Raw genomic sequence first — 21,182 nt, 5'->3', positions numbered from 1 at the left:
AGTGTGGCACGGGGCCGCGCGATCCGCGCCTCCTAGACTCGCTGTGTGACCGACTCCATTCCCGTCCGTGTCCGCGCCGAGATCGCCGCCCTCCCCGCCTACCGGCAGGGCAAGCAGGCCGCGGGCGACGCGTTCAAGCTGTCGAGCAACGAGAATCCCTTCGACCCGCTGCCGCACGTTGTCGAGGCGCTGCGGCGAGCGGACGCGCTCAACCGCTACCCCGACGCAACCGCCGGCCGGCTGCGCGAGCGCCTGGCGGAGCGCTTCGGCGTCACCGCCGACGATGTGCACGTGGGGGCAGGCAGCGTCTCGGTCATCGCGCAGCTGTTGCTGGCCGTGGCGGGACCGGGCGACCGTGTCGTCTACGCCTGGCGCTCGTTCGAGGCCTACCCGAGCCTCGTGGTGGTCGCCGGCGCCGAGCCCGTCGAGGTGCCGCTGACCGCCGACGGTCGCCACGACCTCCCCGCGATGGCGGCGGCCATCGATGACCGCACCCGCGCGGTCATCGTCTGCAGCCCCAACAACCCCACCGGCACGGTCGTCACCCAGGAGGAGTTCGACGCGTTCCTCGCCGCCGTTCCCCGCGACGTCCTCGTCATCCTCGACGAGGCGTACGCCGAGTTCGTCACCGCCCCCGATGCGGTCGACGGGCTCCGCGAGCTCGGCATCCGCAGCCCCAACGTGGTCGCCCTCCGCACCTTCTCGAAGGCGTACGGCCTGGCGGGCCTGCGCATCGGGTACGGCGTGGGCCACCACCGGGTGCTGGATGCCGCGCGAGCGACCGCCATCCCCCTCTCGGTCACCGCACAGGCCGAGGAGGCGGCGCTGGCCAGCCTCGACGCCGAAGACGAGCTGCTCGCGCGGGTGCGCGTGATCGCCGAGCGCCGCGACCGGATCGCGGCGGGTCTGCGCGAGAGCGGATGGGTCGTCCCCGAGGCGCAGGGCAACTTCGTCTGGCTGGGGCTCGGCGCGGAGACCGCGGCCCTCGCTCCCGCCTTCGACGAGGCCGGACTCATCGTCCGCGTGTTCGCCGGAGACGGCGTGCGCATCTCGGTCGGCGAGGAGGAATCTGTCGACAAGGTGCTACAGATCGCGGCATCCGTTGTCGCAGACCTCCCAGAAGGCCACTCGGCGAGGAGATAGCGTAGATCCCGTGACCTCGCCCGACACGGTGCCCTCTGCGGCGTTCCACCCCGATGACCCGCGGCTGGTGCGGGTGCTCGCGGCGGACGGAACGTTCGCCCCCACCCCGGCCGCCGAGCCCTATCTGGACGCCATCGCCGCTCTGCGCGACGACGATCTCGAGACCTTCTACCGCGACATGGTCGTGGTGCGGGCCTTCGACCGTCAGGCGACGAACCTGCAGCGCCAGGGTCAGCTCGCGCTCTGGCCGCCGAGCCTGGGGCAGGAGGCGGCCCAGGTCGGATCCGCCCGCGCGGCGCGCGCGCAGGACCACATCTTCCCGTCGTACCGCGAGCACGTCGTGTGCACGATCCGCGGGGTCGATCCCGTCGACATCGTGCGTCTGATGCGCGGTCTGACGCACGGCGGATGGGACCCGTTCGACCCCAAGAACGGCAACACGCACGTCTACACGCTCGTGCTCGGGTCGCACACCCTGCACGCCACGGGCCTCGGCATGGGCCTGGTGTTCGACGGCAAGCTCGGCACCGGCGACCTCGACCGCGACGAAGCCGTCATCGTCTACTACGGCGACGGCGCGTCCAGCCAGGGCGACGTGCACGAAGCCATGGTCTTCGCGGCGAGCTACCGCACGCCGCAGGTGTTCTTCCTGCAGAACAACCACTGGGCCATCTCGGTGCCGGTGAGCACGCAGTCGCGCGCGCCGCTGTTCCTGCGCAGCGCCGGCTACGGCATGCCCAGCGTCCAGGTCGACGGCAACGACGTGCTCGCCAGCTACGCGGTGACCCGCCGGGCGTTGGATGAGGCGCGCGAGGGCGAAGGTCCCCGCGCGATCGAGGCCATGACCTACCGCATGGGCGCGCACACCACGAGCGACGACCCGACCAAGTACCGCACCTCCGACGAGGAGCGCGCGTGGGCCGGTCGCGACCCGATCGCCCGGATGTCGGCGTACCTCCGCTCGCGCGGGGCGGACGATGCGTTCTTCGCCTCGATCGACGAGGAGGCCGCGGCCTTCGCCGACGACGTGCGCGTGCGCACGACCGCGCTCGGCACGATCCCGGCCGACACGATGTTCGACAACGTGTACAGCGAGCCCCATCCGCTGATCGACGAGCAGCGTCGCTGGCTCGCGCAGTACGAGGAGTCGTTCGGGCAGGAGCAGGCATGAGCGATCTGACCACCATGCCCTTCAGCAAGGCCGTGAACGCGGGGCTTCGCCAGGCGATGCTCGACAGCGACCGGGTGCTGCTCATGGGCGAGGACATCGGGCCGCTCGGCGGCGTCTTCCGCGTCACCGAGGGCCTGCAGGCCGAGTTCGGGCCGCAGCGCGTGATCGACACGCCTCTCGCCGAGTCCGGCATCCTGGGCACCGCGATCGGTCTCGCGATGGGCGGGTTCCGTCCGGTGTGCGAGATCCAGTTCGACGGCTTCGTCTTCCCCGCCTTCGACCAGATCACCACGCAGCTCGCCAAGCTCACCAACCGTCACGAGGGCGCGCTGCGGATGCCGGTGGTCGTCCGCATCCCCTACGGCGGACACATCGGCGCCGTCGAGCACCACCAGGAGAGCCCGGAGGCGTACTTCGCGCACACGCCGGGCCTGCGGGTGGTCAGCCCCTCGACGCCGAACGACGCGTACTGGATGATCCAGGACGCGATCGCCTCGGACGACCCCGTGATCTTCCTCGAGCCCAAGAGTCGCTACTGGCACAAGGGCGAGGTCGATCTGCGCACCCGCGGTGCCGCGCTCCACGCCTCCCGCATCGTGCGCCGGGGCACCGACGTGACCCTGGTCGGCCACGGCGCGATCGTCAGCACCCTGCTCGAGGCCGCGGCGCTCGCCGAGTCCGAGGGCACGAGCTGCGAGGTCGTCGACGTCCGTTCGCTGTCGCCGGTCGACTACGGCCCCATCCTCGACTCGGTCGGCCGCACCGGCCGCATGGTCTACGTGCAGGAGGCCCCGGGGCACGTCTCGGTGGGCTCCGAGATCGCGGCGACCGTGACCGAGCGCGCGTTCTACTCGCTCGAGGCGCCGGTGCTCCGCGTCTCCGGGTTCGACGTGCCCTTCCCGCCCGCGAAGCTCGAGGGGCTCTTCCTGCCGGATGCCGACCGCATCCTCGAGGCCGTCGACCGCGCCCTCGCGTACTGACTCGTCATGGTGACGCCGTTCGCCGAAAGGAACTCCCGATGAGCGACCAGATCTTCCACCTCCCCGATGTGGGCGAGGGCTTGACCGAAGCCGAGATCGTGTCCTGGCACGTCGCTCCCGGGCAGACGGTGGCCGTCAACGATGTGCTCGTCGAGATCGAGACCGCCAAGTCGCTCGTCGAGCTCCCCTCGCCGTTCGCCGGCGTGGTCGGCGACGTTCTGGTGGCCGAGGGCGCGACGGTGGATGTCGGATCCCCGATCATCACGATCAGCGGTGCCGAGGCGGCATCCGTGCCGGCGCCCGGCGACCCGGGTGCGCCCGCGGCCGCCGCGGCCGCTCCCGCAGCTCCCGCAGCTCCGGCGGCCGCTCCCGCCGCCGACGAGGGTGGCGGGTCGGTGCTCGTGGGCTACGGCTCGGCCGGGCAGGTGTCGTCGCGCCGGCGCAAGCCCGCCGTCACCCCCGCGGCATCCACGGCCGGTGTCGTGGCGAAGCCGCCCATCCGCAAGCTCGCCCGCGACCTGGGCGTCGACCTCACCGCGGTGGTGCCGTCCGGTGCCGCCGGTGAGATCACCCGCGACGACGTCGTGAAGCACGCGTCGCAGGCCAGCGTGTTCCGCAACATCGAGACGCCCGAGTGGCCCGACGTGCGCGAGGAGACCATTCCGGTGGCCGATCCCGCCGAACCCGTCGTCTCGTCCGACCCCGCCGCATCCACCGATCCGCGCGAGGAGTCGATCCCGGTGCGCGGTGTGCGCAAGGCCACGGCCGGATCGATGGTGCGCAGCGCCTACTCGGCCCCCCACGTCTCGGTGTGGACCGACGTCGATGCGACGCGCACGATGGAGCTGGTCAAGCGCCTCAAGTCCTCGCCCGACTACGCCGACGTCAAGGTCTCGCCGCTGCTGATCATGGCGCGTGCCGTGATCTGGGCCGTCCGGCGCACGCCCATGGTCAACGCCTCGTGGATCGACGGCGACAGCGGTGCGCAGATCAACGTGCACCACTTCGTCAACCTGGGCATCGCCGCGGCGACGCCGCGCGGGCTCATCGTGCCCAACATCAAGGACGCGCAGAACCTCAGCATGCGCGAGCTCGCGAAGGCCCTCGAGCGGCTGACGCTCACCGCGCGCGAGGGCAAGACACCGGTCGCCGACCAGCAGCAGGGCACCATCACCATCACCAACATCGGTGTCTTCGGCATGGATGCGGGCACGCCCATCATCAACCCGGGTGAGGCCGGCATCGTGGCCATGGGCACGATCCGCCAGAAGCCGTGGGTCGTCGACGGCGAGGTGCGTCCGCGCTTCGTGACGACCGTGTCGGGCTCGTTCGACCACCGCGTGATCGACGGCGACGGCATGAGCCGCTTCATCGCGGATGTCGCCGCCGTGCTCGAGGAGCCCGCCCTGCTCGTGGAGTGATGCGCAGGCGGGTGCCTGTCGAGTTTGATAACGATTATCAGTAGGCGTAGAGTTCCGGCATGCCCGCATCCCGCCGCCTTCTCCTTCTGCCCGCCCTCGGCGCCGCATCCGTCCTCGCGCTCGCCGGTTGCGCCAGCGCGTCGGCCGCGCCCGCCGCATCCGACGACGCCACGATCACCGTCGTCACCTCGACCAACGTCTACGGGCAGATCGCGCAGGAGATCGCCGGCGACGCCGTCGAGGTCGTGCCGATCATCTCGTCCGGTGCCCAGGACCCCCACGGCTACGAGGCGACCGCGGCCGACCAGCTGACCGTGCAGAACGCCGACCTGATCATCGAGAACGGGGGCGGGTACGACTCGTTCATGGACTCCCTGATCGAGGGCAGCGGCTCCGAGGCGCCGGTCATCGTGGCCGCCGAGTACTCGCACAGCTGGCCGGGCACCGAGGCCGACGAGCACACGACCGACGAGCTCGAAGAGACGCCGCACGCCGAAGAGGAGCACGCCGACGACGTGCACGCGGATGACCACGACCACGATCACGACCACGTCGAGGGCTTCAACGAGCACGTCTGGTACGACCCGCACACGATCGAGCACGTGGCCGAGGCCATCGCCGACGAACTGTCGACGCTGGTTCCCGCCGAGGCTGACACGTTCGCCGCCAACGCCGACGCGTTCATCACGCAGATCGGCGGCCTCGAGGCCAGCCTCGCCGAGATCGACGCAGCCCACGCCGGTGCGCAGGTCTTCGTGACCGAGCCGGTTCCCGGGTACCTGATCGCCGCCGCCGGTCTCGCCAACGCGACACCCGACGAGTTCAGCGAGGCCGTCGAAGAGGGCCAGGACGTGCCGCCGGCCACCCTGCTCGAGGCGCTCGACGCCGTGCGTTCGGGCGATGTGAAGGTCGTCATCGCGAACGCCCAGACCGGCGGAGCCGAGACCACGCAGGTCATCGATGCGGCCACCGCCGCGGGTCTTCCGGTGCTCGAGTTCACGGAAACGCTTCCGGAGGGTCAGACTTACATCCAGTGGATGCAGCAGAACATCGAGGAGCTCGCCGGGGCACTCGGGGCGTGACGACGGGCGACAGCCCGCTCGTCATCGCGTCCGCCGCGCTGGAGCGCGGCGGACGCGAGCTGTGGAGCGGCCTCGATCTGACGGTGGCGCCGGGCGAGCTCATCGCGGTCCTCGGCCCCAGCGGCGCGGGCAAGACGACGCTGCTGCGCGCGATCCTCGGCCTCGACCGGCTGAGCTCCGGCTCGATCACCGCGCTCGGCGCACCGGTCACGCGGGCGGGCAACCGGCGCATCGGATACATCCCGCAGCAGCGACCTCTGCCGCGCGACACGTCCATGCGCGGACGCGACCTCATCTCCCTCGGTGTCGACGGGCACCGCTTCGGCTTCCCCCTCCCGCGTCGCGGCGATCGCGAGCGGGTGGACGCCCTGCTCGCCGCCGTCGGCGCCGAGGCCTTCGCCGATCGTCCCGTGGGATTGCTCTCGGGCGGCGAGCAGCAGCGCCTGCGCGTCGGCCAGGCACTCGCCGACGACCCTCGACTGCTGCTGTGCGACGAGCCGCTCACGAGCCTCGACCTCGCCAACCAGCAGGCCGTCGTCGGTCTCATCGACCGTCATCGTCGCGAGAGCGGCGCCGGTGTGCTGCTGGTCACCCACGACATCAACCCGGTGCTCGATGCGGTCGACCGCATCCTCTACATCGCGGGCGGCACGTTCATGCTGGGCACGCCCGACGAGGTGCTGGACTCGCGCGTCCTGAGCGATCTGTACGGCGCCCCGGTGCACGTGCTGCGCGCGGGCGGGCGACTCGTCGTGGTCGGCGCTCCCGACGCGGATGCGGCGCACCACCATCACGACGACGAGGCCCACGCATGAACTGGGACGACATCGGCAACGCGCTCTTCGGCGGAGCCGCGCAGTACGGCGCGATCCTCGCCCTGGTGCAGAACTCGGTGTGGGCGGGAGCCCTGCTGGGGATCGTCGGCGGCCTCATCGGCGTCTTCGTGATGCAGCGCGACATGGCCTTCGCCGTGCACGGCATCAGCGAGCTCTCGTTCGCCGGTGCCGCAGCGGCCCTCCTCCTCGGCTTCGACGTGGTCACCGGCTCGATCGTGGGCTCGGTCATCGCGGCCGCCCTCATCGGATGGCTCGGCGCCCGCGCGCGCGACCGCAACTCGATCATCGGTGTGCTCATGCCGTTCGGCCTGGGTCTCGGCATCCTGTTCCTCTCGCTCTACAGCGGGCGCAGCGCCAACCGGTTCAGCCTGCTGACCGGTCAGATCGTGTCGGTGCAGAGCGGTCAGCTCGGGGTGCTCGCGGGGATCTCGGCGGTCGTGCTGGTCGGCCTGCTGCTCATCTGGCGCCCGCTGCGCTTCGACTCGCTCGATCCGCAGTCCGCCGCGGCGCGCGGGGTGCCCACGGCCTGGGTGTCGCTCATCTTCATGCTGCTGCTCGGACTCGTCGTGGCCGTCGCCGTGCACATCATCGGCGCCCTGCTGGTCATGGCCCTGCTCGTGACCCCCGCCGCCGCCGCCATGCGGGTGTCGACCGGCCCGGTCGCGGTCCCGCTCCTCGCCGCACTGTTCGGCGTGGTCTCGGCCGTCGGCGGCATCCTGCTGGCCATCGCGGGCACCCTGCCCGTGAGCCCCTACATCACCACGATCTCCTTCCTCATCTACCTGGTCTGCCGTCTCATCGGCGCCCGTCGCGACCGCATCACCCGCGCCGCCTGACCCGCCCCGGGGGCGGGCTGCCTTGTCGGTGCTGCCTTGTCGGTGCTGCCTCCTCGGTGCCGTGCCGCCGTCTCGGTGCACAACGGCGGATCTGTCGGTCGACACCCCGGGGCCGGGGGCTGGGGGTGCGGCGTGTCGGTCCTGCGGTCCGCCGTTGTGCCGGCTGTGGGATCGGGGCGGGGGATGGGGCGGGTCTGGCGGTGACCGGCGGTTGGGCGCTGGCAGCCCCATCCCGCGTACGGCCCCATCCCGCGCACAACCCCGTTTCCGTGCACAACGGCGGATCTGTCGGCCGACACCCCGGGCCCGGGCCTGGGGATGCGGCGTGTCGGTCCTGCGGTCCGCCGTTGTGCAGGCTGTGGAACCGGGGCGGGGGATGGGGTGGGTCTGGCGGTGACCGGCGGTTGGGCGGTAGTCGCCGCATCCCCGGCACAACGGCGGATCTGTCGGCCGACACCCCGGGCCCGGGCCTGGGGATGCGGCGTGTCGGTCCTGCGGTCCGCCGTTGTGCAGCGGATGCGGGGCGCACGGGCCGCGGAGCACCACACCCGCATCCAGCACATGGATGTGGGGCGCCCGGCCACCTGCCAGTGAGCGCCGGTAGACTCCGGGCCATGGTCCAGCGCAACACATGGCAGCGCGAGCGCGTGCGCGAGGCCCTGTCCGACGCGCAGGGTTTCGTGAGCGCCCAGGCGCTGCACGCACGCCTCCGCGACGAGAACACCGGTATCGGGCTCGCGACGGTGTACCGAGCCCTGGCGGGACTCGCCGCCGGCGGCGGAGCGGACTCGCTGCAGAGCCCCGAAGGCGAGAACCTGTACCGCGCGTGCGCGTCGTCCGGGCACCACCACCACCTCATCTGTCGCAACTGCGGCCTGGCGGTCGAGATCGAGGCCTCCGAGGTCGAGCAGTGGGCCAAGCGCACCGCCGCGGCGCACGGGTTCTCCGAGGCCGAGCACATCGTCGACATCTTCGGTCTGTGCAGCTCCTGCGCGGCGGCGCGGGCCGCGGAACGTGGCGACGACAAGATCTGAGCAGAGGGCGTCGGCCCCGGTCCGCTCCGGCGGCTCCCGCTCATCCGTCGCGCTCCTGGTCGGCGTGGGGCTTCTGCTCGCGCTCGTCCTCATCGACGTGCTCGCTCCGGCCGCGCTGCCGGGCGACGTGCCCACCCGCCTCCAGGACGGCGTGACGCTCGCCCTCAGCGTGCTCATCGAGTCGCTGCCGTTCGTGGCGCTCGGCGTGGTGCTGTCGATCCTCGTCCAGGTCTGGGTGCCGGCGGGCTTCATCGAACGGTGGATGCCGCGGCGCGCGTGGGCGCGACGGGCCGTGCTCTCGCTGCTCGGCATGATCGTGCCGGTCTGCGAGTGCGGCAACGTGCCGTTCGCGCGCGGACTGCTGATGCGCGGCTTCAGCGTGTCCGAGACCATGACCTTCTTGATCGCGGCGCCCATCGTGAACCCGATCGTCATCATCACGACGCACCAGGCGTTCGGGTTCAGCGACGGCATCCTCGTCGCCCGCCTGATCGGCGGCTACGCCGTGGCGAACCTCATCGGGTGGATCTACAGCCGTCACCCCTCGCCGGATGCTCTGCTCACCGATCGCTTCCGCGAGACCTGCGCCCTCGTGATCGCCGAGCCCGGCGGCCGCGGACGCCGGAGCCTGGCCCAGTTCATCGTGGAGCTGCGCGCCGTGATGCCCGCGCTCGTGCTCGGCTCGGCCCTGGCCGGTGCGGTGCAGGTGCTCGTGCCGCGCGACGCCCTGCTCGCGATCGGCTCGAATCCGGTGCTCTCGATCGTCGCGATGATGATGCTCGCGATCGTCGTGTCGATCTGCTCCAACATCGACGCGTTCTTCGCGCTGTCGTTCGCCTCCACGTTCACGCCGGGCTCGCTCGTCGCCTTCCTCGTGACCGGGCCGCTCGTCGACGTCAAGATGATCGCCCTGCTGCGCACCACCTTCTCGACCCGGGCGCTGGTCGGGATCGTCTCGATCGTGCTGCTCTTCTCGTTCGCCCTGGGAACGGCGGTGAACCTTCTTGCGTGAGGCACGGTGGATCGGATCCCGGTGGCTGGGCGTGGGCCTGGCGGCCGTCGTCGCCGTCATCACCCTCGTCCTCGCCGTCACCGGACGCATCGGTCTGTACATCAACCCCGACGGCGCCTGGTTCGCGATCGGGATGTCGGTCGTCGTCGTCGTGGGAGCAGTGCTGAGCTTCCTCGTGCCGCTCGGAGCCGAAGCCGATCACGGCCACGACCACGGCGACGTGGCTCACGACGACCACGAGCACCACGACCACGAGCGCCACCACGACGCCGCGGGCCACGCGCACGACGGCGATCACGGCGACGCCCCGCATCCCTCGGCCGCGCCCCGACACCGCCCCGCCACCGTGGCGGTGGGACGGGTGGCGGTGCTCACCGGCGGAGTGCTGGCGTCCGGTGTGGTGCTCACGATGCTCGTCCTGCCGCCGGCATCGCTGTCGGCCGAGCTCGCCGCCTCGCGGGATGTGGGGGCCCCGCCGTTGTTCTCGGGCGCCGACTCCGTGACGCTCGCGGCAACCGGCGACACCTCGAGCTTCGGTGTCGGCGACTGGGCCGCGGTCTTCGCGACGGCCACCAACCCCGAGGCCTTCGACGGCGACACGGTGACCCTCACCGGCTTCGTCGGGGGCGACGCATCCGCCGGTTTCGACCTGACGCGCCTGATCATCACGCACTGCGTGATCGACGCGCAGCCCGCGAGCCTCGAGATCACCGCCGACCGCGCCGTGCCCGCGCAGGGGCAGTGGGTGACGGTCAGCGGCACGGTGCGCAGCTCCGCCACCGGTGAGCTCTCGATCGTCGCCGACGAGGTGACCCCGATCGACGAACCGAGCGATCCCTATGAGTACTGAGCGGCGCCCCCGCTCGCGCCGCGATCAGACGCGTCGCCGACGCGGCCGCGCCTTCGTCTGGGCGCTGCTCGCGGTCATCGGCGTGCTGGCGGTGGTCGGCGCGGGACTCGGCGCCGTCGGAGCCCTGCAGGGACCCCGTGTCACCGACGTGCAGTTCGACCCGGACGCCGCGGTGTCGGTGGCCGGGTCGCGCCTCATCCTCACCACCAGTCAGACGCTCGCCGAGGTCGACCCGTCGCAGGTCACAGTGGAGCCCGCCGCCGACGTGACGGTCGAGACGTCCGGTCGCAGCGTCGGGCTGCGCTTCGCCCTTCCGCTGCGCGACGACACCGAGTACACCGTCACCGTGTCGGATGTGGCGGGCCTCGGCTCGGACGCGACCGGCACGCTGACCCAGACCTTCCGCACGCCGCCGCTCGAGGTCTACGTGCTGCAGCGCGGTGCCGACGGCGCCGACGACACCGTCTTCCGCACCGGGCTCGACGGCGAGAACGCGGTGCCCGTCTACACGCATCCGCACATCGAGGACTTCCGCGCCACCAACGCGCACCTCGTGATGTCGGTGCAGGACGACAGCGGTGCCCCGCAGCTGATCGTCACCGACCTGGCGGGCGAGGGCGAACGCGCGCTGCCGCTGCCCGGACCGGGAGCGGTGCAGGACCTGCAGACCGCCGACCGCGGCGAAAGCATCGGCTACACCTACACGGATCCCGACATGACCGCGCCGGGGGCGCGCGCGAGCGTGCTGTACCTCGCGTCGCTGCGGGCGTCGGATGCGGAGGCCCCGCCCACCCGCGTGGATGTGGCGGGCGAGCCGGTGAGCGTCGCGCAGTGGCGGTTCGTGCCCGGCACCGACAGCCTGCTGCTCCTCACCTTCGAGGGCCGCCTGCAGCTGACCGCGGCCGGTGGCAGCGACCCCGTCGACCTCGGCTCGGCGGCCCAGATCGAGGGCATCGCCCGCGGCTCGACCACCGCGACGATCCTCCGCGCCGACGGTCTGTACGAGGTGGACCTGACGGACGGCAGCGAGGTGCCCCTCGTGAGCGCGACAGGAGCCGAGGGATTCCTCGGCGGCATCATCCCGCTCATCGGCACCGACACCCTCCGCCAGTTCACGGTCGCCGCGGGCACCGACGGCACCGGCAGCACGACGCTCTACCGGGTGGGCGTCGACGGCGCGGCGACGCCGGTGTTCTCGGTCTCGGGGCGTTCGGCGCTGCTGCAGACGTGCGTGTCGCCGTCCGGCCGCTACGTCGCGGTCCTCGTGCAGCCGGATGCGGCGACCAACGCCTACGACACCTCCTACGCGATGCCGCTGCCGCAGCGCGTCGAGACCCACATCATCGACCTCGAGGACGCCGCCGAGCTGCCGAGCCTGGACGCGTTCGACATCTCGTGGTGCCAGGTGCCGCTGCGGTGACCGACCGCATCCCCGCCACCCGCCGCGACCTGGCGGATCTGCCGCTCGCCGTCGCGCCGAGGCTGCTCGACGCCGTTCTGGAGACCACGGTGGCCGGCGAGCGGGTCTCCCTGCGCATCACCGAGGTCGAGGCGTACCACGGGCGCGGCACGGGATCCGTGCCCGACCCGGGCTCGCACGCACGGATGGGGCCGACGGCCCGCAACGCCACGATGTGGGGCGAGCCGGGGCACCTGTACGTCTATCTGAGCCACGGCATCCACTCGTGCGTCAACGTCGTGTGCGGGCCCGAGGGCACCGCCGGGGGAGTGCTGCTGCGCGGTGCCGAGGTGATCGCGGGGGCGGATGCGGCGCGGCGCCGCCGTGAGGAGCGGGGTGTGGTGCGCACCGACCGCGACCTGGCCCGCGGTCCCGGTCGGCTCGGTGACGCGTCGGGCCTGCGCTATCCGCACCACGACGGGCTGGATGCGATCACGGGCGCCCGCCACGCCGGGGCGTCGGCGCGGCTGCTGCTGGCCGCGGAACCACCCGCCGACTACGCCTCCGGTCCGCGGGTGGGCGTGGCGGGGATCGCCGGCACCGCTGCCTTCCCCTGGCGCTTCTGGATCGCCGACGACCCGACGGTCTCGCCGTTCCGGTGGGGCCGGGGCGCCGCCACGGCCTGATCCGCGGTGGGGCCGCATCCCCTCGCCGACGCGCGACGCAAGGCGACACGCCGGTGCGTGCTAGGATGATTCCTTGTCCGCGTGCACTCCAGCGTGCGGTTCGCACCCTCCCTCTTCTTCCCGGTCGGAAACGACCTGTGGAGAGCTGGGCGCAGACAAGGGATCTTGGGTGAGGCCGTCCGGCCTCACGGTACAGAAGGAGACATCACCATGGCAGCAGTGTGCCAGGTGACAGGAGCAGTTCCCGGCTTCGGTCACAACATCTCGCACTCGCACCGCCGGACGAAGCGCCGCTTCGACCCGAACGTGCAGAAGAAGACCTACTACGTCCCGTCGCTGGGCCGCAGCATCAAGCTGAACGTGTCGGCGAAGGGCATCAAGGTCATTGACGCCCGCGGCATCGAGTCCGTCGTCAAGGACCTCCTCGCGAAGGGTGTGAAGCTCTAATGGCGAAGAAGGCTCAGGACGTACGTCCGATCATCAAGCTGCGTTCGACCGCCGGCACGGGGTACACCTACGTGACGCGCAAGAACCGTCGCAACAACCCCGACCGCATCGTGCTCAAGAAGTACGACCCGGTCGTCCGCAAGCACGTCGAATTCAGAGAGGAGCGCTGACCTATGGCCAAGAAGAGCAAGATCGCGCGCAACAAGCAGCGCCAGGAAGTCGTCGACCGCTACGCCGCGAAGCGACTCGAGCTGAAGAAGGCGCTCGTGTCGCCGGAGTCCACCGACGAGCAGCGTGAAGCCGCTCGCGTGGGCCTGCAGAAGCTGCCCCGCAACGCATCGCCGGTGCGCCTGCGCAGCCGCGACGTCATCGACGGACGCCCCCGCGGTGTCCTCACGAAGTTCGGCATCTCCCGTGTGCGCTTCCGCGACATGGCCCACCGTGGCGAGCTGCCCGGTGTGACCAAGTCCAGCTGGTAAGCACTCGCATCCGCACGAAGGCCCGGCCCCCGAGGGGTGCCGGGCCTTCGTCGTTCCACCCCCGCCGGAGGCCTCCGGGGCACCGCTTTCGGCGCATCTGACCCGATTCTCGGTGACACGCCGTCACAGGATGTCGAATTCCCGCGGAAATCCGCGGAATCTCAGCGAATCTGGGTATATTCGAGCACGGTCGATCCGACCAACCGGGACGATGTTCCCGGGCCGAAGTCAAGAAGCGACGTTCGCGTCGTTTGGAGGACAACCCACATGGCCGACAAGTCCATCACCAAGACCGAGCTCGTCGCGAGCATCGCCAGCGCCACCGGACAGAGCCAGTCCGCCGTGTCGGGCGTGCTCGACTCCCTCTTCGCGACCGTCTCCGAGGCCGTCGCCAAGGGCACGAAGGTCTCGATCCCGGGCTGGATCGCGTTCGAGCAGGTCGACACCTCGGCCCGCACCGGCCGCAACCCCCAGACCGGCGAAGAGATCGCCATCCCCGCCGGCAAGCGCGTCAAGGTGACCGCCGGCTCCAAGCTGAAGGCCGCCGTCAAGTAATCGACGACGACCGACGAAGGGGGGATGCCGCGAGGCATCCCCCCTTCGTCATGTCCGGGCGCGGCTACCGCGCCGACGACGCGCCTAGGCTGGAGCGGTGACCCTCACGTCCTCCTCGCGCGGCACCGGTGCCCCCCGCGCAACCGCGCGGCGTGCCGCGAACCCGCAGGCCCTGCGGGTGGCGGGCCCGGTGATCCTGGTCGTCACCGCCTTCGCCGCGCTCGTGGCCGCGTTGATTTACGGCGGCGGCGCCGCCCCCCTCGTCATCGCGGATGCGGGTCCGGTCGTCCGGTGGAGCCTGCCCGCCGTCAAGCTCGTGCTCAACCTCGCCGCCGCCGGGATGATCGGCGCGCTCGTGCTGGCGCTGTTCGCGCTGAAGCCCGAGGACCGGGCCTTCGAGGCGGCGCTCGACACCGCATCCATCTCGGCCGCGATCTTCACGATCACGGCGGCGATCACGGGCTTCCTCACCTTCGTCAACGTCTTCAACGCCACCCCCAGCGCCGACGCCGTCTTCGGACAGCAGCTGGGCCGCTTCCTGGTCGAGGTCGAACTCGGCCGCACCTGGCTGATCACGACGATCGCCGGCGCCATCCTCACCGTCCTCACCTTCGCCGTGCGGTCGTGGACGCCCACGCTGCTGGTCGCGATCCTGGCGCTCGCCTCACTCGTGCCGATGGGCACCCAGGGGCACTCGGGCGAGCTGGCCAACCACACCCTCGCGACGACGTCGCTGGTGCTGCACATCAGCGCGGCGGCCGTCTGGCTGGGCGGGCTGCTGCTGCTCGTGGTGATCCGCCCGCTCATCGATCGCGGCCGGATGCATGCCGTCCTCCTGCGCTACTCGAGCATCGCGCTCGTGGCGTTCGTCGTGGTCGCGATCTCGGGCACGCTGCGCGCCACGGTCAGCCTCGGCGCCCTCCCGGCGATCTTCAGCCCGTACGGCGCGATCCTCATGGTGAAGGTCGTCGCCCTGATCGGGATGGGGCTCCTCGGCGCCTGGTACCGGTTGCGGCTCATCGGCCGGGCCAAGGACGAGAGCGGTTCCCGGCACTTCTGGTCGCTGATCGCGGTCGAGATCGCGCTCATGGGCATCGCCAGCGGTGCGGCCGCCGCGCTCGCCCGCACCGCACCGCCGTCGGATCAGACGGTGCCCTCGGTGCGCACCCCGGCCGAGTTCCTCACCGAGGCGCCGCTGCCGCCCGAGCTCACGCTCGAGCGCTGGTTCACCGCCTGGAACGCCGACATCCTGTGGGCGTTCGTCGTGGGGTTCGGTCTGGTCTTCTACTTCGCGGGGGTGTGGCGTCTGCGCCGCCGCGGCGACCGGTGGCCGATCTACCGCACGGTGCTGTGGACGGCGGGCATGCTCCTGCTGCTGTGGGTCACCGCCGGACCGATCAACGTGTACCAGGACTACCTGTTCAGCGTTCACATGATGGGGCACATGCTCCTCACCATGGCGATCCCGCTGCTGCTCGTACCCGGTGCTCCCGTCACGCTCGCACTCCGCGCCATCCGCAAGCGCGATGACGGCACGCGCGGCGGGCGCGAGTGGATCCTGTGGGCCGTGCACACGCCGTTCTCGAAGATCGTCACGCACCCGGTGTTCGCCGCCGCCATGTTCGTCGGCTCGCTGTGGGCGTTCTACTACACCGACCTGTTCCGCTGGTCGCTGTACGACCACCTCGGCCACGTCTGGATGGTGGCGCACTTCCTCATCACGGGCTACCTGTTCGTGCTGTCGCTGATCGGCATCGACCCGGTGCCCTACCGGTTCCCGTTCCCGTTCCGGTTGCTGACGCTGGGCGTGGTCATCGCCGCGCACGCGTTCTTCGGCGTGGCGATCATGATGCAGACGGGGCTCTTCATCGCCGAGTGGTTCGGCTCGATGGGGCGCACGTGGGGTCCGTCGCCGATCGAGGACCAGAACGTCGGCGGCGGCATCGCCTGGGGTGTGGGCGAGATCCCCGCGCTCATCCTCGGGATCACGGTCGCCATCCAATGGAGCCGCAGCGACGATCGGCTGCAGCGCGCGACGGATCGCCAGGCCGACCGTACCGGCGATGCCGAGCTCGAGGCCTACAACGCGCAGCTCGCCGCTCTCGCCGAGCGCGATCGTCGCCGACAGCGCTGACGCGGATCAGCCGGTGCGGTCGTAGCCGCCGAGGCGGATGGATGCGGTGCCGTCCGGCAGGATGTCGATCGTGCCGTTGAGCACGAAGGGCACGTCCTCCGACACCTCGCGCAGCGACCCGTCGAACAGCGAGCGGATCTCGAGATCGATGTGGGCGGTGGCCTGCGCGTCGGGGATGCGCCATCCGGCGCCGTCGGGCTCGACCTGCACCTGCGGCTGCTGCGTGATGCTCCACGTCGGCAGCTCTTCGACCCGGTTGCGCACGACATAGCCGAACGGGCATCCGGTGGGCTGCAGCACCTGCTGCGCGGTGCAGCCGGTGAGGAACTCCTCGACGCGCTCCTGCACCACCGCCACGAACTCCTCGGTGGGCTGCGCCTGCAACTGCACCGGGACGTTGACCATGGGGGCGTCCGCCAGCACGGCCAGGCCCGGGGTGGTGGCGAGCGGGGTGTCGACCGAGATCGAGTACAGGCCGGGCGAGAACACCAGCATCGGCAGGGGAGCCACCGGGTCGACCTCGAGACCCTCGGGGGCGACCTGGCGCTTGTCGAGCACGAAGTCGTTGATCGTGAAGCTCATCGACCCGAGGACCATGAGGTTCATGACCGACAGGGGGCTGCGGCTGAACCGCCACGTGGGGGCGATGCCGATCACGCCGTTGTCGCGCACCCGGAACGTGGTCGTCCCGTCGTGCCCGCCCGCCGTGTAGGCGGCCGTGACGACCGTGTCGACGCCGTCCTGCTCCTCCGACACGACGCGGGCATCGGTGAGCGAGGTGAGGGCGGCGCTGCGCAGCAGCACGTCGCTGGCGGTCTCGGGCATGCCCGCTGCCGACAGGTCGGCCGAGTCGAGGGCGACGCCCGGCAGCGCGAGCGCGTCGGCCGCGCGCCCGGACTCCAGCAGCGACAGATACCGCATCACGAACGCCGACGGACTGTAGAACTCGCGGTACAGCACCGCGGCGCCGGCGCCGAGAGCCGCGACGAGCAGCACGCCGATCACGCTCAGCGCCGTGAGATCGACCGCGAGACGCGCGCCCGCGCGCCGCATGCGAGTCGATGCTGCCACCTGGTCAGTCTAGGAAACGGCAGCCGGGAGTGACCGGTGAGTTGCCGCGGAGGGTCTCGGTGTGCTGTGGGGCGGCGACATCCGTCCGGCGACGGCGGGGATCGGCGCGGCGCCTAGCATGGAGGGCGTGAACATCCCGCCGCTGTCCGCCGAGCAGGAGGCGCTCTTCCGGCTCATCGAGGACACCCGAGAGCACGTGTTCGTCACCGGGCGCGCGGGAACCGGCAAGTCGACGCTGCTGCAGCACCTGGCCTGGCACACCTCCAAGCAGATCGCCGTGTGCGCCCCCACCGGCGTCGCCGCTCTCAACGTCGAGGGGCAGACGATCCACTCCCTGTTCCGCCTGCCGATCGGTTTGATCGCGAACGGAGACATCGACCAGACCGACGCGACGCGCAAGATCCTCAACGCCATCGACACCCTCGTGATCGACGAGATCTCGATGGTGAACGCCGACCTGATGGACGGGATGGACCGGGCGCTGCGGCAGGCCCGCGGGCGGCGTGCCGAGTCGTTCGGCGGCGTGCAGATCGTCATGTTCGGGGATCCGTACCAGCTCGCCCCCGTGCCACCCCGCGGCGACGAACTGCGGTACGTGCGCGATCACTACCGCTCGTTCTGGTTCTTCGACGCCCACGTCTGGGCGGGCGAGGCGAGCGGCGACGGTCTCGTCGACCTCGGCCGCTACGGCGCCGAGCTGCGCGTCGCGGAGCTGCGCGACATCCACCGCCAGGCGGACCCCGGCTTCAAGGCGCTGCTGAACGCCGTGCGGTACGGGCAGGTCACCGCCGACATGGCCAAGATCCTCAACGACACCGGCGCCCGCACGCCTCCGGCCGCCACCGCCGACGACGAGGCGCCCATCATCACGCTCGCCACCCGCAACGACATCGTCAACACGATCAACCGCCGTCACCTCGACGCGCTGCCGGGGCGGCTGCAGACCGCACGCGCCGAGATCAGCGGCGATTTCGGGCGCGGCGAGGCGTCGTACCCGGCGGACTCGCAGCTGCAGCTCAAGGTGGGGGCGCAGGTCATGTTCCTGCGCAACGACATCCAGCCCTACGGCGAGGGCCCGCGCTGGGTGAACGGCACGATCGGCACGGTCGTGCGCATCACGGGCGACAGTGTGCGCGTCGAGATCGACGGGCGCGACCACGACGTCGAGCCCGCGGTGTGGGAACGCTTCCGGTACGCCTACGACCCGGCCTCCCGCAAACTCAGCCGCGACATCGTGGCGGAGTTCACGCAGTTCCCCCTGCGACTGGCCTGGGCGGTCACCATCCACAAGTCGCAGGGCAAGACCTACGAGCGCGCGATCATCGATCTGGGCTCCGGTGCCTTCGCGCCGGGTCAGACCTATGTCGCGCTGTCGCGCCTCACCTCGCTCGACGGGCTCTACCTGTCGCGGCCGCTCCGGCCCTCCGACATCCGCGTCGACAGCGACGTGCAGCGCTTCATGGCCCGCGCGCGCTGATCCGTCGGGTCGGTCGGGCCGCCCGGGTCGTTCGGGTCGCCCGGGTCGTTCGGGCCTCATCCGGTCGGCCGCGTCGCGTGCACGCGGCACAACGGCGGATCCGGGAGACGACACCCCGGCTGTGGATGCGGTCGCCCGGGGTGTCGGGCGCGATATCCGCCGTTGTGCGGGCGGTGAGTCGGGCTCAGGCGGCGACGGAGGCGGCCTTCGCGCGGGCCAGGTCCTCGAAGAGCTCGGTGTTGAACTGGTAGGCCAGCAGCACCTCGTCGATCACGCGCTCCTTCTCGGCTTCGTCCCACGGGGCGGCGTCGAGCTGGTCGCGGTAGACCTCCTTGAACTCCTTCGGGTCGGCGATGTCGGCGAAGATGTAGAAGCCGATGCCGTTGGTGTCGAACCCGAACCGGCGCTGCATGAGCTTGCCGATGAAGAGGCCGCCCGAGAGGTCGCCGAGGTAGCGCGTGTAGTGGTGGGCGACGAAGCCGCCGGGCCACGTGGCGCCGACCTGGTTGATGCGATCGACGTAGCGCTGCGTGGTCGGCAGCGGCTCGATCGTCTCGCGCCAGTCGGGACCGACGAGGAACTCGAGGTCGGCGGCGAGGGCGGGGAGGCGGGTGAGGCGGTCGCTGATGAACACGGCGGCCAGCGGGTCGCGCCGCATCCGCTCGGCGGCTCCCTCGAGGGCCTCGTAGATGAACCAGTGCTGGGTGACGAGCGCGATGTAGTCCTCGCGCGTGCCATCGCCCTTGATGAGGTCGGACATGAACCCGGCGCCTTCGCTGCCGGAGTGGGCGCCGCTGGAACGCTCGCGCAGGGCGGTGGAGAAGGAGATCGGGTCGGTCATGCCGCCCACTATACCTTCAGCTAAGCGGAACCTTACCTGCGAGTTTTCGTCGGATGTCGTCGGTGCTCAGTGAGGACGCGGCTCGATGTCCAGTCGGGCGCAGGCGGCGTCGTACAGCGCGACGATCTCGCGGCGCACCTCGCGGCGTTCGGTGATCGATCCGCCCGGCCACGGCACGCGCAGCTCGGAGGTCGCGCCGCCGGCGCCGGTCACGACCCAATCGCCGCCATCACCGTCGAACGACACCATCCGCGACCCGACGGGCGCCTCGTCGGCGCCGAACGCGCGGGCGATGAGCAGGTTGTCGTCGGAGTGGTCGGAGTTCATATGCCCCAGCACACCGGCCAGGGTTTCGTCGTCGAACGCATGGGTCATGCAGCACAGCGTAAGCCGACCGTGATGGTCTTGTGATGTGCGTATGTTTGAATACTTGAGCACGATCACGGGGGTGAGCATGCCGAGCGGTTCCGGCTTCAGACGCGCCGCCGCCCTCGTTGCGGCCGGTGTCACTCTGGCGTTGGCGCTCGCCGGCTGTAGCCCCGAAGGCACCGTCGAGATCGAGACGCCGACGCAGGTCGAAGGCGCCTTCCCCGCCGAGACGCAGGCGCAGCTGGAAGCCGCCGTATCGTTCGCGATGGCCGCGACCGGCTCGACCGGCGCCGTCGTGAGCGTCTCGTCGCCGTGGAGCGGATCCTGGGTGGCCGGCGTCGGCGAGGCCGAGGTCGACGACGCCTTCCGTGTGGCGCAGCTGACGCGTCCGATGGTCTGCGACCTGCTCTACCAGATGGTCGATCAGGGCATCGTCGCCCTCGACGACGAGGTGCGCGACTACGTCACGAGCGTGGCGGGCATCGAGGGCGTCACCCTCCAGATGCTCTGCGACGGCACGAGCGGTCTCGGCCGGTACGAGCAGGCGCTCCAGGGCACGGCTCTGCAGCTGCCGACGCGTCGCTGGAACGGCAACGAGCTCGCGGCATACGGCATCACCGGCTTCGACCCCGCGCGCGCGGGCGTCGGCTACAGCGACTCCGACACGGGCTACGTGCTGCTGGGGCTCGCGCTCGAGAACGCGGCCAACCGTTCGGTCTCGTCCCTGCTGAAGGACGATGTCTTCCGCCCGCTCGGCCTGAACAGCACCTCCCTGCCCGGCAGCGTGGCGGCGGCCCCCGGTGACCCGGCGCTCACCGGACTGCTCTCGCAGCCCGGTGCCGACGGTGCGCTCGCCTGCGCGGAGCCCACCGACGTCACCGTCCGCTCGGCGAGCTTCTTCTTCACCGACAGCGGCGTCGTCTCGACGATCGCGGATGTGGTGCGCTACACGCAGGCGTTGGCCACCGGCGCGCTCGCGCCCGAGGGCACCGACCGCTTCGCGACGCCGCACACGCTCGGCGGCGACCAGCCGTCGTGGCTGACGGCCGCCGGAGGAGCCCTGCAGGCCGGTTCGCTCGTCGGCCAGTACGGATCCGTGCCCGGCTACATCACCGCCGCGTTCTCCGACCCGGCCACCGGGATGACGGTGGCGGTCACGCTCAACAACTCGGCCGCATCCGACACGGTCGGTGCGTATCTCGCGTGGGAGCTCGCCTCCATCGCCTCCAAGGCCCCCGCGGCGAGCGGGCAGACGGTCCCGGATGCGGGCCTGCCCTGGACGGCGCAGCAGTACCACGACGCCATCGCCGCCGCTGCGGTCTGCCCGCTGCCCGCATGAACCGGCCCGCCGTCTTCGTG

General features: G+C 71.0%; 22 protein-coding genes. 19 read left to right on the top strand and 3 right to left on the bottom strand.

Features of this window, described 5'->3' with window-relative positions:
- The first annotated feature begins 45 nt into the window (after window positions 1-45).
- The 17 genes from AB0N73_RS13185 to AB0N73_RS13105 all read left to right on the top strand — a co-directional run bounded on the left by AB0N73_RS13185 (window position 46) and on the right by AB0N73_RS13105 (window position 16,065).
- Window positions 46-1,143 carry a histidinol-phosphate transaminase gene (locus tag AB0N73_RS13185; protein ID WP_363564172.1) on the top strand — a complete coding sequence of 366 codons (1,098 nt, stop codon included), beginning with the start codon at window positions 46-48 and terminating at the stop codon, window positions 1,141-1,143.
- A 10-nt stretch (window positions 1,144-1,153) separates the two neighbouring features.
- Window positions 1,154-2,314 (top strand): thiamine pyrophosphate-dependent dehydrogenase E1 component subunit alpha, encoded by a 1,161-nt coding sequence (locus AB0N73_RS13180; protein ID WP_363564170.1) that lies wholly within the window; start codon window positions 1,154-1,156, stop codon window positions 2,312-2,314.
- Window positions 2,311-3,294: an alpha-ketoacid dehydrogenase subunit beta gene (locus AB0N73_RS13175; RefSeq protein WP_363564168.1), complete on the top strand. Its 984-nt coding sequence runs from the start codon at window positions 2,311-2,313 to the stop codon at window positions 3,292-3,294. Before AB0N73_RS13180 ends, AB0N73_RS13175 begins: the two co-directional genes overlap by 4 nt.
- A 38-nt stretch (window positions 3,295-3,332) precedes the next feature.
- Window positions 3,333-4,715 (top strand): dihydrolipoamide acetyltransferase family protein, encoded by a 1,383-nt coding sequence (locus tag AB0N73_RS13170; RefSeq protein ID WP_363564166.1) that lies wholly within the window; start codon window positions 3,333-3,335, stop codon window positions 4,713-4,715.
- A gap of 59 nt (window positions 4,716-4,774) precedes the next feature.
- The gene (locus AB0N73_RS13165; RefSeq protein ID WP_363564164.1) at window positions 4,775-5,797 is read left to right on the top strand and encodes a zinc ABC transporter substrate-binding protein; all 1,023 of its coding nucleotides are present in this window, start codon (window positions 4,775-4,777) and stop codon (window positions 5,795-5,797) included.
- Window positions 5,794-6,612, top strand: a complete 819-nt coding sequence (locus AB0N73_RS13160) for an ATP-binding cassette domain-containing protein (RefSeq protein WP_363564162.1) — start codon at window positions 5,794-5,796, stop codon at window positions 6,610-6,612. The genes AB0N73_RS13165 and AB0N73_RS13160 overlap by 4 nt, the downstream gene beginning before the upstream one ends.
- Window positions 6,609-7,469 carry a metal ABC transporter permease gene (locus AB0N73_RS13155; RefSeq protein WP_363564160.1) on the top strand — a complete coding sequence of 287 codons (861 nt, stop codon included), beginning with the start codon at window positions 6,609-6,611 and terminating at the stop codon, window positions 7,467-7,469. Before AB0N73_RS13160 ends, AB0N73_RS13155 begins: the two co-directional genes overlap by 4 nt.
- 614 nt (window positions 7,470-8,083) lie before the next feature.
- Window positions 8,084-8,503, top strand: coding sequence for a transcriptional repressor (locus AB0N73_RS13150; protein ID WP_363564158.1), 420 nt, complete (start codon window positions 8,084-8,086; stop codon window positions 8,501-8,503).
- A gap of 73 nt (window positions 8,504-8,576) precedes the next feature.
- Window positions 8,577-9,515, top strand: coding sequence for a permease (locus tag AB0N73_RS13145; protein WP_363564200.1), 939 nt, complete (start codon window positions 8,577-8,579; stop codon window positions 9,513-9,515).
- A complete protein-coding gene (locus AB0N73_RS13140; protein WP_363564156.1) occupies window positions 9,508-10,365 on the top strand; it encodes a DUF1980 domain-containing protein in 858 nt (285 codons plus the stop codon). Before AB0N73_RS13145 ends, AB0N73_RS13140 begins: the two co-directional genes overlap by 8 nt.
- Window positions 10,355-11,785, top strand: a complete 1,431-nt coding sequence (locus AB0N73_RS13135; RefSeq protein ID WP_363564154.1) for a hypothetical protein — start codon at window positions 10,355-10,357, stop codon at window positions 11,783-11,785. Before AB0N73_RS13140 ends, AB0N73_RS13135 begins: the two co-directional genes overlap by 11 nt.
- On the top strand, window positions 11,782-12,450 hold the full coding sequence (locus AB0N73_RS13130) for a DNA-3-methyladenine glycosylase (protein ID WP_363564152.1): 669 nt from the start codon (window positions 11,782-11,784) through the stop codon (window positions 12,448-12,450). Before AB0N73_RS13135 ends, AB0N73_RS13130 begins: the two co-directional genes overlap by 4 nt.
- 210 nt (window positions 12,451-12,660) lie before the next feature.
- Entirely contained in the window at window positions 12,661-12,897 is a 237-nt protein-coding gene (gene rpmB / locus AB0N73_RS13125; protein WP_344093433.1) for a 50S ribosomal protein L28, read from the top strand.
- The gene (rpmG, locus tag AB0N73_RS13120; protein WP_029145259.1) at window positions 12,897-13,067 is read left to right on the top strand and encodes a 50S ribosomal protein L33; all 171 of its coding nucleotides are present in this window, start codon (window positions 12,897-12,899) and stop codon (window positions 13,065-13,067) included. The genes rpmB and rpmG overlap by 1 nt, the downstream gene beginning before the upstream one ends.
- A gap of 3 nt (window positions 13,068-13,070) precedes the next feature.
- Entirely contained in the window at window positions 13,071-13,376 is a 306-nt protein-coding gene (gene rpsN, locus AB0N73_RS13115; RefSeq protein ID WP_363564150.1) for a 30S ribosomal protein S14, read from the top strand.
- 267 nt (window positions 13,377-13,643) lie between these two features.
- Entirely contained in the window at window positions 13,644-13,931 is a 288-nt protein-coding gene (locus AB0N73_RS13110) for an HU family DNA-binding protein (RefSeq protein WP_363564148.1), read from the top strand.
- A 190-nt stretch (window positions 13,932-14,121) separates the two neighbouring features.
- A complete protein-coding gene (locus tag AB0N73_RS13105) occupies window positions 14,122-16,065 on the top strand; it encodes a cytochrome c oxidase assembly protein (protein ID WP_363564198.1) in 1,944 nt (647 codons plus the stop codon).
- 6 nt (window positions 16,066-16,071) lie between these two features.
- On the opposite strand, the gene AB0N73_RS13100 is transcribed toward AB0N73_RS13105, so the two are convergent.
- A complete protein-coding gene (locus tag AB0N73_RS13100) occupies window positions 16,072-17,136 on the bottom strand; it encodes a hypothetical protein (protein WP_363564146.1) in 1,065 nt (354 codons plus the stop codon).
- Between the two features lie 118 nt (window positions 17,137-17,254).
- On the opposite strand from AB0N73_RS13100, the gene AB0N73_RS13095 reads away from it, so the two are divergent.
- On the top strand, window positions 17,255-18,613 hold the full coding sequence (locus tag AB0N73_RS13095) for an AAA family ATPase (protein ID WP_363564196.1): 1,359 nt from the start codon (window positions 17,255-17,257) through the stop codon (window positions 18,611-18,613).
- A gap of 184 nt (window positions 18,614-18,797) precedes the next feature.
- Here AB0N73_RS13095 and AB0N73_RS13090 read toward each other — a convergent pair whose 3' ends face one another.
- The gene (locus tag AB0N73_RS13090; protein WP_363564144.1) at window positions 18,798-19,454 is read right to left on the bottom strand and encodes a biliverdin-producing heme oxygenase; all 657 of its coding nucleotides are present in this window, start codon (window positions 19,452-19,454) and stop codon (window positions 18,798-18,800) included.
- Between the two features lie 66 nt (window positions 19,455-19,520).
- Window positions 19,521-19,829 carry a DUF2470 domain-containing protein gene (locus AB0N73_RS13085; protein ID WP_363564142.1) on the bottom strand — a complete coding sequence of 103 codons (309 nt, stop codon included), beginning with the start codon at window positions 19,827-19,829 and terminating at the stop codon, window positions 19,521-19,523.
- 55 nt (window positions 19,830-19,884) lie between these two features.
- Here AB0N73_RS13085 and AB0N73_RS13080 point away from each other — a divergent pair, with 55 nt between their 5' ends.
- Window positions 19,885-21,162 carry a serine hydrolase domain-containing protein gene (locus AB0N73_RS13080; RefSeq protein ID WP_363564140.1) on the top strand — a complete coding sequence of 426 codons (1,278 nt, stop codon included), beginning with the start codon at window positions 19,885-19,887 and terminating at the stop codon, window positions 21,160-21,162.
- Window positions 21,163-21,182: the final 20 nt, after the last annotated feature.

It is taken from the genome of Microbacterium sp. NPDC089189 (assembly GCF_040685095.1).
Classification (GTDB): Bacteria; Actinomycetota; Actinomycetes; order Actinomycetales; family Microbacteriaceae; genus Microbacterium.
This window is presented reverse-complemented; position numbering and strand designations above follow the sequence as displayed.